We start from the raw sequence: 15,124 nt of genomic DNA on the forward strand, positions 1-15,124 counted from the left end.
CCATCCATGCAAGCGGGCTGACCAAACGCTTCGGACAGCTGGTCGCCGTCAATGCAGTGAACCTGGATGTGCCGCGCGCCTGCGTGTATGGCTTTCTTGGCCCGAATGGTTCGGGCAAGTCCACCACCATCCGCATGCTGTGCGGCCTGCTGACGCCTAGCGAGGGCGAGATCGACGTGCTCGGCCTGCGCATCCCGCAGCAGGCGGAGCAGCTCAAGCGGCGTATCGGTTACATGACGCAGAAATTCTCGCTGTTCGACGATTTGTCGGTGCGCGAGAACCTGGAATTTCTCGCCACCGTGCAGGGGCTGCCGCGCCACCAAGGCAAGGTCCGCGTGGATGAGCTGCTCAAGCGTTATCGCCTGGACGACCGCACTGAGCAGCTCGCCGGCACGCTCAGCGGCGGACAGAAGCAACGCCTGGCGCTGGCCGGCGCTATCGTGCACAAGCCGGAGCTGCTGTTTCTCGACGAACCCACGAGCGCGGTCGATCCCGAGTCGCGTCGCGACTTCTGGGAAAAGCTGTTCGAACTCGCCGACGATGGCACCACCATTCTCGTCTCCACCCACTACATGGACGAAGCCGAGCGCTGCCATCGCCTGGCCATCCTCGACAATGGCAACCTGGTTGCCGATGGCACGCCGAAGGAGCTCACCGCAAAATTGCAGGGACGCACGTTCCTGATTCACGCCAATGCGCCACGCAAGGTGAAGGAGGCGCTGCAGGACCAGCCGGACGTGCTGAGCGTCGCGCAGATCGGCAATGAACTTCGCGTGCTGCTGCGCCACAGCAACGAACATGTCGATGACATCAAGCGGCGGCTGCAGCGCATCAGCCCGCTGATCGATCTGGAAAGCGTCACGCCCAATCTGGAAGACGTGTTCGTCGTCGCCACGCGCAGACGCGAGGAGCAGCCCGCGTGAACCTGCGCCGCCTGTGGGCCATCATGCTCAAAGAGCTGCGCCAGCTGCGGCGGGACCGCATCACGCTGGCGATGATCATGGGCATACCGATCCTGCAGCTGATCCTGTTTGGCTATGCCATCAATCTGAACCTGCGCAACCTGCCCGCTGCCGTCGCCGACCAGGCGCAGACCGCCGGTTCGCGGGCCGCCATCCAGGATCTGCTGGCCAGCGGCGTCATCGCACCGCATGCCACGGCGCAGAGCCCGCAACAGCTGGTCGAGCTGCTGCGCGAAGGCCGCATTACCGTCGGCATTGCGGTGCCGCCGGATTTCGAGCGACGCAAGCTTGATGGCCGCGAGGCGATCCAGGTGATGGTGGACGGCAGCGACAATGTAGTGCAGTCGGCAGCCGCACAACTGGCGCAATACCCGCTCAACCAGCCCGACAACTTCCACGCGCGGGCCGAGACGCCGATCAGCGTGGTCAGCTTCTACAACCCCGAGCGACGCTCACCGGTGAACATCGTGCCCGGACTGGTGGGAGTCATCCTCACCATGACCATGGTGCTGTTCACCGCCGTAGCCATCGTGCGCGAAACCGAGCGCGGCAATATGGAACTGCTCATCACCACACCGGTAAGCCGCACCGAATTGATGATCGGCAAGGTGCTGCCGTACGCTGCCATCGGCCTGGTGCAGACCAGCGTGGTGCTTTTGCTTGGCGTGTGGCTGTTCCGCGTACCGATACGCGGCAGCCTTTGGGATGTCTACATGGCGGCCAGCCTGCTGATCCTGGCCAATCTGTCGCTGGGCCTGCTGATTTCCACACGGGCGAAATCGCAGTTCCAGGCCATGCAGATGACGTTTTTCGTGTTCCTGCCGTCGATCCTGCTGTCGGGCTTCATGTTTCCCTACGCCGGCATGCCGCCGTTGGCGCAATGGATTGCCGAGCTATTGCCACTGACCCATTTCATGCGTCTGATTCGCGGCATCATGCTGCGCGGCGCGCCGCTGGGCGACTTGTGGCCGGATAGTCTCGCGCTCGCTGTTTTTATCGCGGTCATGCTGACGTTGGCCATCAGGTTGTTCCATAAGCGGCTGGACTAGGAGCCTGCTAAAGGCGTGATGGCGTTGCTTTGATTAAGGCGTCATCCCAGCGGATCCCAACCGTTGAACGGCAGATCATGCTGGGATGACGACTTACGGGTTGACCCGGCTCTCGTCACCGAGACTTCGAACAAGCGCCAAGTGCAGGCACCGATGCCTATACCTCACCTGGTTGGTGCGGGCCCCTTTACCGCGGTCACGAAGCCTTCCGGGCGCACATGCGTGGCATACGCCTGCTGCACATCGGGCGCCGTGAGTTCCAGATAGTATTTTGCCGCCACGATGCCCTGATCCAACGGCTGCCCCCGCTCGGCATACGTCAGCAGTTGATTGGCGATGCTGCCAAAGCTCGACTCGCTCAGCGGCACTCGCCGCAACAGGATGCCCTTGGCGCGCAGAAGATCGGCGTCGGCAACCGGCTCGCGTTGCATCTGCTTGAGATCCTTGAGCACCAGTGCGCGAGCACCCTCGACCTTGCTCGGATCGGCGCCGAACGAAACCGTGTAGCGCCCGCGGTGTTTGTCCAGTTCGAATTCCGAGTCGACGGTATAAACCAGACCGGAGCTATCGCGCAGATCCCGATAAAGCCGCGACGCATAGAAGCCGCCGCCGAGCACTTCGTTGCCGAGGTTCAAGGCGTAGCGCGCCGGGTCGTCGCGGGTGACATCGATGACCTGGGCCATGCGGACGCTGTCCTGCACCGAACTCGCGTCCGGCGTATGCAATTGGACCGCCTTGTTGGCAGGTACCGCGGGATAGTCGACATCCGGCTTGGGGCCATTGGCCGTCCATGCGCCAAAGGCCTGTTCGACCACGGCCTTCGCCTGCGCCGGATCGACCTTGCCGACGATGACCAGGGTCGTCATGTCGGGGCGGAACACCTTGGCGTAGTAGTCCTTGACGTTGTCATAGGTCAGACCCATTACGCTCTGTGGCGTGGCGTGACGCAGTTGAGGATCGCTCGCTGGCAACAAGGCCTTGTAGAGACCCAGCTCATCCAGGAATTCGGGAGACTGCACTTCGCCGGCCCAGATGCCCGCCTGCTGGTGCTGCATCAGCGCGAACGCCTGCTTGGGCAAGGCCGGATGCAATTCGTTGTCGGCCAGCAGCTTCATGCCTTCCGCGAAATGCTCCGCGGGTAGGCCCAGTGAGAAGCTCGCACCTGCCGTCTCCTGGGCCCCGATGGCATCGAGCGCCTGCTGGAACTGCATGCGATCAAGGCTCGTGCTGCCGAACTGGAACATGCCATCCAGCACTTCACTCACGCCATCCTGCCCCTTGACTGACTGCAGATCGGGGTTCGTCCGTACGCTACCCATTACCTCGACCGTATCGCTCACCGACTCCGGCTGCACGATCAGCTTCAGCCCATTGGGCAAGGTATAGGCCACCGGATGCAGCATCGTGCTCGGCATGTCGAGCTTGGCGAAAGCCTGTTCCGCCCAGGTCGGCAATTGCACGGGCTTGTCCGGGCTGCTGGCGAAACTCTCCGCGCCCCCAAAGCCCTTGCCCTCGCCGGGCGTGCCGGACTTCTCCGGTGTAAGGATGGCGGTGATCGCATGCGCCGGATCGAAGCTCGCCTTGGCCAGCGCATTCACCGCGTCGGGCGTGACTGACTCGATGGCCTGCTTCATCGCGTCGGGCGAATCCAGCCCCTGCTCTACCAACGCGCTAGACCACGCACCGGCCAGTCCCTCGACGGAATTTTTCTTGGTCTCCAGTTCGGCAATCGCCTTGCGCTTGGCCGCCTCCACCAAGGAAGGATCAATGCCATGGCTTGCGGCCTGGGCAAGAATCGATTGCATGCGCTGAAGCACCGGCTGCGGATCGGCGCCCTCGGGGAACACACCCACGGCAAGACCAATACCTGCCTCGGGCAGGACCTCCTGTTCAAATCCACCAAACAGCGCCTTGCCCTCCATCCCCATGCCGTACAAGTCGGCGCGCTGCGAGCCAAGCGCGCTGGCCATCACCAGGGCGGTGGCGTAATCCTTGGACTGTGCACCGGGCAGGCGATATGTGATGTAGACCGAGCCATAGGGACTGTCGGTCGGCAAGCGCAGCGTCTTGGCCTGCACCGGCGTGAAATGAAACGCCGGTCGCACAGGTAGATCCTTGCGCGGCACGTCGCCGAACTGGGTCTTGACCTTGGCGAGGGTGGCCTGCGGATCCACGTCGCCCACGATCACCAGGATCGCGTTGTTGGGCGTGTACCAGCTGTCGTGGAACTGCTTCAGCATCGCCGCCGACGTCTTGTCGAACGAGTCGCGCGTACCCAGCGCCGAGTGCGCATAAGGCGTGCCGGCAAACATCTGGCCGAGCATCTGCGTGTAGAACTTGAAATCGGGACTGGACAGATCGCGCGAGACTTCCTGCTCGATCGCACCACGCTCCTTGGCCCACTCCGCCTGGGATACATCGATGCCGCGCATGCGCAGCGCTTCGACGCGCAGGGCTATGTCCAGATCCTTGGCCGGCGTTACAAAGTAGTACTGCGTGGAGGCCTGCGTGGTCTGTGCATTGAACGCACCGCCCATGTTGGCGGCGATGGCGGCCAGCTGATCCTTCGACAGGCCCGGGCCACCGCGGAACATCATGTGTTCGACCGCATGGGCCGTGCCCGGGAACTCCGCAGGCACTTCATCCGAACCGGCAAGGTAGTTCACCTCGGTCGTCACCACCGGCGCGAGCGCATCACGAACCACCACGACACGCAAACCATTGTCCAGCGTGGTGCGCGCCACCTGCGCGTCGTCTGCCTTTGCTGCGGACGTGCCGGCCAAGACACACGCGATCGCCGCGGCCAGGTACTTGAACTGCTTTCTCACAAACGTCTCCAACGCCAACCAGGGGCTGATGCAAAGAGGGCCGACATAAGCCGGCCCTCCAGACTCTGACAACAGATTTTGCTGAATTACTTCAGCTACAGGCCTTGCCGTGATCGGCGTGGAAGCCCTTGGCCTTGGCATCGGCCTCGCTCATGTAAACACCTGCCTTGGTCTTGCCGTACCACTTGTCGCCCGGGCAGTGATACACCTTGCTGCTTGAGTTGACCCAGACCATGCCTGGACCGCCACCCGGGGCCGCCGCGGTAGCTGGCGCTGGCGAGGGCACCTTGGTGTTGGGCACCGGCGCGGTGGTGCGCGGTGTCATGCTGGGTGCGGCCGCGGCAGGCGCAGCCGCTGCTGGCGTGGCAGCTGCCGCTGAGCTGGCGGCGCCAAACCATTCCTTCACGCCCTGGTGGCCGGAACAGGCGCCCTTCTTCGTCGCGTTGGTCGTAAAGGTGCCGTCCTTGCACTGCCCGGTCGACCCCGCCGGCGCCGACGCCTGCTGTGCATAAACGGCTGGACCAGCAAGAAGACCCGCGATCAATACAGCGATCAAACCGTACGATTTCATCCTCGATCCCTCCAGCGCAAATTCGTCTGTTCCATAGGGAAGTGACCGTGCATGACGGTCACGCATCCCCTCCTCGCATCCCCCGCCGATGGAGGTCTGAGTCATCCATCGGATGACGCTCCCCAAGCGCGAAGACGCGCGCAGCACCGACCATGCATCAAGCACGCAGCGCGTCGTGACCGTGCCTCAACCCATGTTTAAGTCCCGTGAGGCTGGATCGCAATAACTTGCGCGCATGCCCGCTCCCCAAGGCACCGTCTTCAACTCATGGCCGCATGCACGTCACGGCCAGCCTCGAGTGCCGCGGGTGGACCGCATCGCTTCGATGAAGCGATGGGGTCCACTCATCCTTAGTGGCTGAGCATGATGTCGGCAATGATGCCGGTGGTGACGGCTACGAGCAGAAACTCACCATTGTCGCTGCGCACCCATTGGTAGCCACGAGGCGGTTCGCGCAGATGATATTCGTGCCAGTTGTCCACGACGTAACGATGGTCACGGTACTCGGGCGGCACTGCACCACCCTTGCGGTACCACCCCTCGTGCATGCCACGGTCATGCTCCACGACAGTTCGGTGCTCGTCATGGCCATAGGCATGATCATGATGTTCGTCTTCCTGGAACGGCCCCGCGGTAGCGGCTGTAGAGGCCACGAGTGCACCAAGGAACAGGGCTAGCATGGTCTTCTTCATCAAGCGTTCTCCATCGGGAAAGAAAGTCGACGGCCACCGGGCAAGGTGGCAGCTTCGACGCTCTCATGATGTGAGCCGCAACGGTGCACGATCCATGAATCCGGTCGCAGGAAGTGATGAAAAGCGGCGCGAAAAATCCTGCGTTGAACCAGCGTTTGGTTTTGCGCATTTTTCGCAAAAAGGGGCTTCCCACTGCGTGGCAAGCCCCTTTGCTGCGCAACCCTTGCATGCATCGACTGACTATCCAGCTGCTCCCGCCATGCCGCCGCCGGAGCGCTTGCGAAACTACGGAGCCGCTCGTTTCAGCGTCGATTGCGGACGCGCCACCGCATACATCTCCCAGGCGATTTGCTTGAGTAGCGCCGTACGGTCACTGCCATCGGCGTACAGGTCGAAGTGCGTCTTGTTCGGCAGGAACCGGATGTCCGACTGCGCGTGCAAGCCATCGAGCACATCCTTCAAGCGATGCGCCGACCCGTCGAGATAAAACGTATCGGCGGTGCCCACGATCAGGTGGATCTTGCCATCGAGGTCGGGCTTCAGTTCAGGCCATTGCGTTTGCAGGCGATGGGCGATGTCGTAGTGCTCCTGCCAGTAGGCAAGCACCTTGGCGTCCACCGCACCGGTATCGCGATCGAACATGGGTTGCGGACGGCCATCCGCGCCGCGCGGTGAGAACACCCAATCGAACGACGCCATCTGCCCGCCATAGCTGCCGAGCGCACGTTCCATCTCGGCGTACTGTTCAAAGGTGGCAAGCACCTTGCCTTTGTCGCGGATCAGCGGATAGGTCGAACCATCGGCGCGGCGATAGACATTGGCGCCCGGTGCATACAGGTCCACCCCCGTGAAGTCATGGAAGTCGCTCGGATCGGGCGACGTGGACCAGGTGCCACCGAACACCTTGGGATAGCGCGTCTGCAGCCACAAGGTGGCCCAGCCACCGGATGAGTGGCCATTGAGGAAGCGGCCGTTCGCTTTGCCATCCATGCGGTACGTCGCTTCGAGGTGCGGGATCAGTTCCTCGGTCAGTGCCAGCCCCCAAGGGCCATTGTTCACCGAATCGGCAAACTCATGGGTACCCGTGGGGCTCGATTCGTCGAGATACACCCAGATCATCGGCGGCATCTCACCGTTCGACATTGCCAGCCAGGTACTGGCGATGCCATTGGCAAAATGTCCCAGACCGCCGCCGAAACCGTGGGTGAGGTAGACCACCGGATAGGTATCGGCACTCTTGGCGTCATAGCCCGGCGGCAACAGCACGAAGCCTCGCATATGCACCGGCCGTCCCCAAAACGCCGACAAGGCCGGGCTGACGAAATCGAGGTCCTGGGTGTGGCTGCGCGCTTCCGGCAAGGCATCGCGCACGGCCTGAGTGGCGGAAGCAGGTAATGACCAAAGGTCATGCACCGGCAACGTGGATGTCAGTTGCAACGTTGGCGTCGACGTGGCGGGCAAATGCACTTTCACCACGTCACTGACGAGGTCGCCGCCATCCCGGCCGGTGTAGTTGTAGCTGTGATCGACGTCGAGCACCGCCTGCACGTAGTAATCGCCTGGCGGCAATTTCGCAAAGGACGCGGGAAAAGCCCGGGCAGCGATATCGACATCCACGCCCTGCCCTGGCTCCAACCGGCTTACCTCGCGTGCCGCGACACTCACCTGGCTGGGATCAAGTTGGTTGATGTCCACCTCGGCGACCTTGCCGTCCTTGCTCGATGCCTCCGCGGTCTTCGCTTCCTCCGCGAACACCAGCAAGCGCCCTGCTTTGGCCGCGCCCGCCGTCGCTGCAAGTTCGACATGGAAGGCGTGGGCCGGCGGCTGCGCCTGATCGCGCGTACAGCCCGCGAGGGTCAGGCCGAAGCACAGCAAGACGGCAAAGGTGAGTCGGTACGTCCGCATGACATTCTCCGTGGATGGCTTTGAGGTTGCGCGGAAAAGCATTGTTCAAATCTTCGTGGCTCCGGCACTTGCCGGGTTCACGCAGTCTGGGATGGCGACACGCCGACATTGGTCGGCATGTCGCCACATTTTGGGAGAGCATCACTCCGACTTCGTCGCCTTGGCATCCGTGACGGGCGCAAGCCGCAGATCCTGGAAGTCGAAGCTGAAATCGGTCAGCGGCGAGATCGGCTGCATGCGCACTTCGCGCACCTTGCCGTCGGCATCAAGCGTATAGCTGACGAAGGCGTCGGCGTTCAATGATCGATCGTCCCATCGCACGATGAACGTTTCGTGCTGCCACGGCTCCATCGTGCCCACCAGCTGCGCCGTCTTGGAGAAACGAAGACGCAACTTGCCGCCTTCCCTGCTTACCACGATGTCGCCATACCAGGGATCGCGATAGGTGCCCGCGTAATCGGCCAACGGCAACGACGGTTTGCTGCCCTTGTCACGCGCGGCCTGATGCTTCTTCCAGCTATCGTCAGCGTTGCCTTCGGTCTTCTTCACCGCAGCGGCATAGGCGGCCACCCAGTCCTTCTTGTCCTTGCCCAGGAAGGCATCGAGCACGCGATAAGTCACCGCGTTGAAGGCCGCACCGGATTCCTGGTTGGTCAACACGACGATGCCGAGTTTCAGCTCGGGCACCAGGGTCACGCGCGAGACCATGCCGGGCCAGCCGCCGGTATGCCATACCAGCCGCTGACCGCGATAATCCGAAAGCGACCAGCCCTCGCCATAGCCGGCGAAATTCGGCCGGGACTCATTGAGCTCCGGCACCGGCGGCTCGCTGATCTTCATCGGCGTCAGCATGGACCACATCTGCTTCTGGCTGTCTTCGGAGAACAGCCGCTGGCCGTTGGGCAACTTGCCTCCGGCGAGCTGTAGGTTCATCCACTTGGCCAGGTCGTGCACGCTGGCGTAGATGCCGCCGGCACCGGGGTTGTTCGACCAGGCCATCGGCGGCACCGGCTTGAGTTCGCTGAAGTTGAACTTGGCGTGGCCCATGGCCACGTTCATGCCGGGCTTCAGATAGGTCATGTCGACCAGTGCTTCATCCATGCCCACCGGCTTGAAGATCCGATCGCGGATAAAGTCGGCATAACGCTGGCCCGACACTTGTTCGATCACCAGGGTGGCCACGGCGAACAAAATATTGTCGTAGGCATAGGCGCTGCGGAAGCTGGTCGCCAGTGGCACGTTGCGCAGGCGCTCCACCACTTCCTTGGTGGAGTAGGACGTCGGTGGCCAATAGAGCAGATCGCCGGCGCCCAGGCCCAGGCCGCTTCGATGCGCCAGCAGATCGCGGATACGCATTTCGCGCGTCACATAAGGGTCGGACATCTGAAACCACGGCAGATGGTCGATCACCCGATCGTCCATCTGGAGCTTGCCTTCCTCGGCCAGCATCTGCAGCGCCGCCGCCGTGAATGCCTTGGTGTTGGAAGCGATGGCAAACAGCGTGCGCGCATCCACCGGTTCCGGCCGACCCAGTTCGCGCACACCGAAACCCTGTTCAAGCACTACCTGCCCGTCCTTGACGATGGCCACGGCGATGCCTGGCACGTCGAATTGCTTACGGGCGCCGTCCACATAAGCGCCAAAATCCTGCAGCTGCGCCGGCAAGGCCGGCTGGGTCGTGCTGACCAGCGGAGCGGTCGGTATAGCTGCCGGCACTGCGGTCTGCGCCCAGATCGGCGCGGCCAATACCAGCAGTGCAAAACAACCCGCCAGGCGCGGGGACCGGGTTCGCTGGAACATCTTCGACTCCATAGACGACAAAGAACGCACTATCGCCGCAAAGCCACGGCCAGACCAGCACTGAAAGTCACGCGTCCATGCCCTCGACGGCTCTGCCCGCTCCGTGGATCATGTCCCGCCGGCTTTAGGACATCTATGGACGACCTGATTGAATGGATTGCCACGCACGCCTTGTTGCTGTGGGCCGGTCTGCTGCTCGTGGCCGTGCTGGTAGGCGACGTGGCGTGGCGCTGGAACTTGCGACAACGTGATGCCGCCATCGCCCTTGGCCGGGCTCCCGTCGCCATCCGCGCACGCACCGTGGCCATGTTGCTGATCGCGATGATCCTGCTGTTTGTTGCCATCGCGATCGCCATTGGCGCAGAAGCACAGGGCCTGTTGCCGGGTTTCGATGCCGCACTCGCCTCGGATCTGCGCGCACACTTGCCGGATACGACGCTGCGAATCATCGCCGCGATCACGCATCTTGGCGACCTGTGGACGGTAGCAGCGGCTTCCGTGGTCGTACTGGCCGTTTTGCTGCTACGTCGACACCCGAGCCTGGCCACCAGCTGGGCTATCGCGGTGGCGGGCATCGTGCCGATCAACAGCGGCATCAAGGCATGGTTCCAACGACCACGCCCGGTGCATGGCTTCTTGACGGAGGCTGGCTGGAGCTTCCCCAGCGGCCACGCGTTTGGCGCCATGGTGTTCTACGGCATGCTGGCCTATGTGCTGCTGCGTCTATCGCCGCTGCGCTGGCACCGTCCCGTGGTCGCGGGCGCCATCGCGATGGTGACGGTGATTGGCGTCAGCCGCATTCTGCTGCAGGTGCACTATCTCAGCGATGTGCTGGGTGGCTATGCGAGTGGGTTGGCGTGGCTGGTGGTGTGTATTGGTGGGGCGGAGTATTGGAGGTTGCGCCAGGCTGCTTGAATGGTTCGCCCCATTAGGTCGGCCCAGCGAAGACGGTTATCCCGCACCGTCATCCCCGCGAAAGCGGGGATCCAGTGCCTTTTGCCTTCGATATAGCGTTCCTGCGGCAGACGAGCCCGGTCAAGGGAACATCAGAAAAGAGCGAGAGGCACTGGATCCCCGCTTTCGCGGGGATGACGGTGAGGAAGCTGGTGGACGCCACCTTGAAAACAAATCGAGGATGACCAGCAAGAGCAAAAGACTCGCCCCTACTCCGACGAATACAGCTTCCCCAGCAGCAGTCCTTTCGCCGCTTGATCCGGCGCCCCCAACCAAGTCAAATCGTCATTCGCTGCATCGTTGCTGTCGACATCGTCCGCCACCCCCGGCTTGCGTCGCGCAAACACACCCGACATCACATGCGTGCTCTCGTCATAGAGCACCAGGATACGCTCGGAGGGACAATCGTGTGGTTTGCAAGCCGTTACCAGCCATAGCTGGCGACCATTGAGTTCGACGTGCTGTGCAGGCGTGGAGGTGCCGCCCTGACGAGGCCACTCGGGCAATTGATCGGCGCCAGACAACGCCGCGAATGCGGCGGCGAAATCGCGACGCTGCAGCAGGTCGCCGAAGTACAGCGGCCCATCGGCGATAGGCGAATCCGCTGCGGCGGCCGCAGGAGCAGGTGCGGCACTCACCACAGCAGGCGTTGCAGTGGATGCCGGCGAAATCGCGGCCTGCCCCTGGGGCGCTGAACACGCCGTGCAAGCGACGATCAGGCCCAGCGCAAAGATAAGACGGTATCGCACGGAAACCTCCTTGCCTTGCGATGGCTCACGAGCCTAACGCAAGGAAGGAGGCGTGGCGATCCGGATGGCCTGGCATCGCCACGCGCGCTCCATCAGCTCAGCTTGCGCGCCGCGGCAACCACATCCGCTTCACCCGGCAACACCAGCAGCGCTGCGCCAGCAAGCGGCGTATAGGTGTCCTCGCCCACGACGCGCTGCAACGGCGTGGCACCGCTGCCGCCTTCCACGATGGCGGTGATGACGCCCTCGCCCACGCCTGCGCTGCGGCGACCTTCGTCCAGCACGATGATGCGCTTGGCCGACTTTGCCTGCTCGGCGATGAAGGCGTTGTTGAGCGGCGCCAGCCAGCGCAGATCAACCACACGTACCTGCCAGCCCAGCTCGGCTTCGATCGTACGAGCGGCGCGCAGTGCCATCGTCACACCGTTGCCGAACGTGAAGACCACCAGGTCCTTGGCCTGCTCGTGGTAGACGCGTCCTTCGCCCAAGGTCATGGCCTGACCCGGTGCGGGATAGTCGAACTGCCACTGGCCATCGCCGGCCTCGTACAGATCCTTGGTCATGTACAGCGCGATGGGTTCCAGGAACGCGCAGACGCGTCCATCGATCTTGGCCAACGCCATCATGGTACGCAGCATGTTGGCCGCATCGTCGCCCCGGCTTGGACAACCCACCACCAGTCCGGGGATATCGCGCAACGCGGCAATCGAGTTGTCGTTGTGGAAGTGCCCGCCGAAGCCCTTCTGGTAACCCAGACTGGCCACGCGCATCACGATCGGGTTGCGGTACTGGTCGTTGGAGAAGAACTGCAGCGACGCCGCCTCGCCGCGAATCTGGTCGCAGGCGTTGTGGAAATACGCGAGGTACTGGATCTCGGGGATCGGCAGCATGCCCATGTTGGCGTAGCCCTGGGCGAGACCGAGGATGATCGTCTCGTCGAGCAGGGTGTTGAATACGCGGCTGTTCTTGAACGCTTTGTGCAAGCCCTTGGTGACGGTATACACGCCACCCTTCTGCGCTACATCCTCACCGAACAGCAGCGATTCCGGGTACTTCGCCATCATGTCGTGCAGCGCCTGGCCGATCTGGATGGCCAGATGACGTGGCGGCTGCTTCTCGGGGACTTTGTCTTCAGCGCCGAAGGCGGCGATGCGACGATCCTGGTAATCCGTGCGCTCGGCCTCCGTCTTCACCGCAGCCGGTGTATACGGCGCCAGCGGCTTCATGACATCGGCCAACGAGGTCAGGCGCGGGCGACTATCGGCATCTTCTGCCGCGGCAAAACAACGCTTGCGCGTGGTCTCGTACAACGCGAGTAGCGATTCTTTCGTATATAGCCCCGAGGACAGTGCTATCTCAGCCGAACGCAGCAGCGGATCGCTGGCTTCCACCGCGAACAATTCCTCGACGCTGCGCCATTCGATTTCGAAATCGGTGCCGGCGTGACCCATCACGCGCGTGGTCTTCAAATGCAGGAAGGTCGGGCGGCGCGTGTGGCGGCAATGCTCGACCGCCTGTTGCACCTGGGCGTAGCCCTCGGCCAGATCGAGCCCATCGGCAAAGAAATAATCGAGATCGGCGCGATGACGGAAATTGTTAGCCACCCAGCCGCTCGGCGTCTTTACCGAGATGCCGATGCCGTTGTCTTCGCACACAAACAGGACGGGCGCCGGAAGCTTCTGGTAGGCCGTCCAGGCCGCCGCGTTGAACGCGGTTTGTGCGGTGGCGTGATTGGACGAAGCATCGCCGAACGAACAGATCGCGATGCTATCGTCGGGAATGGGCAGTCGGTGGCCGATGCGGCGCGCCTGCTCAATGGCGACGGCAGTACCCAGCGCCTTGGGCAGATGCGAAGCAATGGTCGATGTCTGCGGCAGTACCCATAACGGCTTGCTGCCCCACACCTTGTGGCGACCGCCCGATGCCGGGTCTTCCTTGCTGGCCGCGAACGACAGCGCGGAATCCATCACCGGGTCCATGCCAGGCAGCTTGCGGAAGCGCTCGGCCATGAATCCGCCGGAGCGGTAATGCAGGAAGGCCGGATCGGTATGGCGGGTGAGCCGCGCCACCATCGCATTGCCTTCATGGCCGCTGGAGCCGATGGTGTAGAAGACCTTGTTCTGCACACGCAGCACGCGCGCCATCAGGTCGAGGTGGCGGCTGATCAGCTGCGATTCGAGCAACTCGCGAAAGCCCCTCGCATCGAGCGAGCTGCCAGGCAACACCGGCGAATGATCGCCGCGCGGCGCATGCACGTCGCCCTGCCACAGCTGCACGAACTCGGTGAAATTCTGGTCGACAATCTCGGCGCGGTTGAAACCCTTGTGGCGTGCCGTGATGGAGTACGGAATAGCGGTCATGGTGGCAGCTTGTCTCGTTGACGATCAGCCGCAAAACGCGGCAAACGGTGGATTATCGGCTTGGGCGTGACGCACGCGCCAGTATGGGGCCACGCGCGGTTCAGCCTTCGCTCCCTCTCCCCCTGGGGAGAGGGCCGGGGTGAGGGGCCAATCTTGCGACATGGACTCATCGAAGCGCGCTTTGTAGAAACATCATCGCAAGCACCCGCCCCCTCACTTCAGTCCTCTCCCCGCAGGGGAGAGGAAGCGAGCGAGCGCAACGCGATCGCGCGTTGGCGATCCTTATCGCGCCCAAAGCTTTCAAGGATGCGGATCTGATCCGCCACTGTAGGCACGGGCACAGCCTGGCCGTCCACACCGGCAAGGGTCAGGCGCCCGACGCTCACAGGTTGCCAGCCGGACACTCCACCGAGCTCCAGCCCACCCATGATGTCGACGGGCATACCGGGAAAACGGAAGCGCGCAAAATGCGAGCGAAAGCGATCCGCATCGGCGGGCTGGTGGTATTTATCGCGCAGTGAAGCCCATAGCGTCATCAATCGTTCGGCATCGTCGCGCGACACCAGTACATCGACATCCGACACGCCCACATCGGCGCCCACCAGCAGGGCGGCAGCGCTACCGATCAGGCACCAGGGATCGACGCAATGCACATACAGGTCGGGCACGATCTGGGCCAGCGTGCGATAGAGGGCGGGCGAGACATGACTCATGTGCGTCGACGCCGCCATTCGTCGCGCGTCTGGCCCCATATTTCGATCGGCGCGTCCTCGAACGGGGCTGCTAGTTTGCCGGGACCACGAAGGCGCGAACCCAATCGCTGCGCCAACACCTGCGAGGGGAGATTGGCGGGATCGATGCAGTGAATGATGTCGGTCCAGCCGAGCTGGTCGACGGCCCAGTCCATACAGGCGCTGGCGCCTTCCAGCGCATAGCCGTTGCCCCAGGCGTGCCGCGCCAACCCCCAGCCCACCTCGGTACCGGGCCAGCCTTCCGGTTGCCACGGCCCCATGCGGCCGATCCACTGGTCGCTGCTCTTTTCGATCACCGAAAACATGCCAAAGCCCTGGATAGCCCAGGCGCCGACCATGGTGAGGAAACCACGCCACGCGGCCGCACGTGGTTGCACGCCACCGACGAAGCGGGCCGACTCTTCGTTGGCCATGTTGGCAGCCCAGGCGTCAAAATCTTCGCGGCGCGGCGGGCGCAGGATCAGTCGATCGGTCTCAATGCGGATGTCTTGCCAGCTCATTC

Annotated in this window: 12 protein-coding genes; 3 read left to right on the forward strand and 9 right to left on the reverse strand. The window is 62.9% G+C overall.

The window, feature by feature from the left end; translation table 11 throughout:
• Window positions 1–2 precede the first annotated feature (2 nt).
• A complete protein-coding gene (locus tag OUZ30_RS12480) occupies window positions 3–923 on the forward strand; it encodes an ABC transporter ATP-binding protein (protein WP_266183169.1) in 921 nt (306 codons plus the stop codon).
• The gene (locus OUZ30_RS12485; protein ID WP_266182635.1) at window positions 920–2,011 is read left to right on the forward strand and encodes an ABC transporter permease; all 1,092 of its coding nucleotides are present in this window, start codon (window positions 920–922) and stop codon (window positions 2,009–2,011) included. Before OUZ30_RS12480 ends, OUZ30_RS12485 begins: the two co-directional genes overlap by 4 nt.
• A gap of 164 nt (window positions 2,012–2,175) precedes the next feature.
• On the opposite strand, the gene OUZ30_RS12490 is transcribed toward OUZ30_RS12485, so the two are convergent.
• The 5 genes from OUZ30_RS12490 to OUZ30_RS12510 form a co-directional block, all read right to left on the reverse strand.
• Window positions 2,176–4,839 carry a M16 family metallopeptidase gene (locus tag OUZ30_RS12490; protein WP_266182636.1) on the reverse strand — a complete coding sequence of 888 codons (2,664 nt, stop codon included), beginning with the start codon at window positions 4,837–4,839 and terminating at the stop codon, window positions 2,176–2,178.
• A gap of 91 nt (window positions 4,840–4,930) precedes the next feature.
• Entirely contained in the window at window positions 4,931–5,410 is a 480-nt protein-coding gene (locus OUZ30_RS12495; RefSeq protein ID WP_266182637.1) for a DUF3761 domain-containing protein, read from the reverse strand.
• A 350-nt stretch (window positions 5,411–5,760) separates the two neighbouring features.
• Window positions 5,761–6,102 (reverse strand): RcnB family protein, encoded by a 342-nt coding sequence (locus OUZ30_RS12500; protein WP_266182638.1) that lies wholly within the window; start codon window positions 6,100–6,102, stop codon window positions 5,761–5,763.
• Window positions 6,103–6,387: 285 nt separating this feature from the next.
• Window positions 6,388–8,007, reverse strand: a complete 1,620-nt coding sequence (locus OUZ30_RS12505) for an alpha/beta hydrolase-fold protein (RefSeq protein ID WP_266182639.1) — start codon at window positions 8,005–8,007, stop codon at window positions 6,388–6,390.
• A gap of 141 nt (window positions 8,008–8,148) precedes the next feature.
• The gene (locus tag OUZ30_RS12510) at window positions 8,149–9,807 is read right to left on the reverse strand and encodes a serine hydrolase (protein ID WP_266182640.1); all 1,659 of its coding nucleotides are present in this window, start codon (window positions 9,805–9,807) and stop codon (window positions 8,149–8,151) included.
• A gap of 135 nt (window positions 9,808–9,942) precedes the next feature.
• Between OUZ30_RS12510 and OUZ30_RS12515 the strand changes: the two genes are divergently transcribed.
• Window positions 9,943–10,722: a phosphatase PAP2 family protein gene (locus OUZ30_RS12515; RefSeq protein WP_266182641.1), complete on the forward strand. Its 780-nt coding sequence runs from the start codon at window positions 9,943–9,945 to the stop codon at window positions 10,720–10,722.
• A 248-nt stretch (window positions 10,723–10,970) separates the two neighbouring features.
• Here OUZ30_RS12515 and OUZ30_RS12520 read toward each other — a convergent pair whose 3' ends face one another.
• From OUZ30_RS12520 to OUZ30_RS12535, 4 genes are all read right to left on the reverse strand, one after another.
• Window positions 10,971–11,510 carry an Ivy family c-type lysozyme inhibitor gene (locus OUZ30_RS12520; RefSeq protein WP_266182642.1) on the reverse strand — a complete coding sequence of 180 codons (540 nt, stop codon included), beginning with the start codon at window positions 11,508–11,510 and terminating at the stop codon, window positions 10,971–10,973.
• A 92-nt stretch (window positions 11,511–11,602) separates the two neighbouring features.
• On the reverse strand, window positions 11,603–13,870 hold the full coding sequence (locus OUZ30_RS12525; protein ID WP_266182643.1) for a thiamine pyrophosphate-dependent enzyme: 2,268 nt from the start codon (window positions 13,868–13,870) through the stop codon (window positions 11,603–11,605).
• Window positions 13,871–14,088: 218 nt separating this feature from the next.
• A complete protein-coding gene (locus tag OUZ30_RS12530) occupies window positions 14,089–14,583 on the reverse strand; it encodes a nucleotidyltransferase family protein (RefSeq protein ID WP_266182644.1) in 495 nt (164 codons plus the stop codon).
• Window positions 14,580–15,122 carry a GNAT family N-acetyltransferase gene (locus tag OUZ30_RS12535; protein WP_266182645.1) on the reverse strand — a complete coding sequence of 181 codons (543 nt, stop codon included), beginning with the start codon at window positions 15,120–15,122 and terminating at the stop codon, window positions 14,580–14,582. The genes OUZ30_RS12530 and OUZ30_RS12535 overlap by 4 nt, the downstream gene beginning before the upstream one ends.
• Window positions 15,123–15,124 lie beyond the last annotated feature (2 nt).

Source organism: Dyella humicola, from assembly GCF_026283945.1.
In the GTDB taxonomy this organism is placed as follows: domain Bacteria; phylum Pseudomonadota; class Gammaproteobacteria; order Xanthomonadales; family Rhodanobacteraceae; genus Dyella; species Dyella humicola.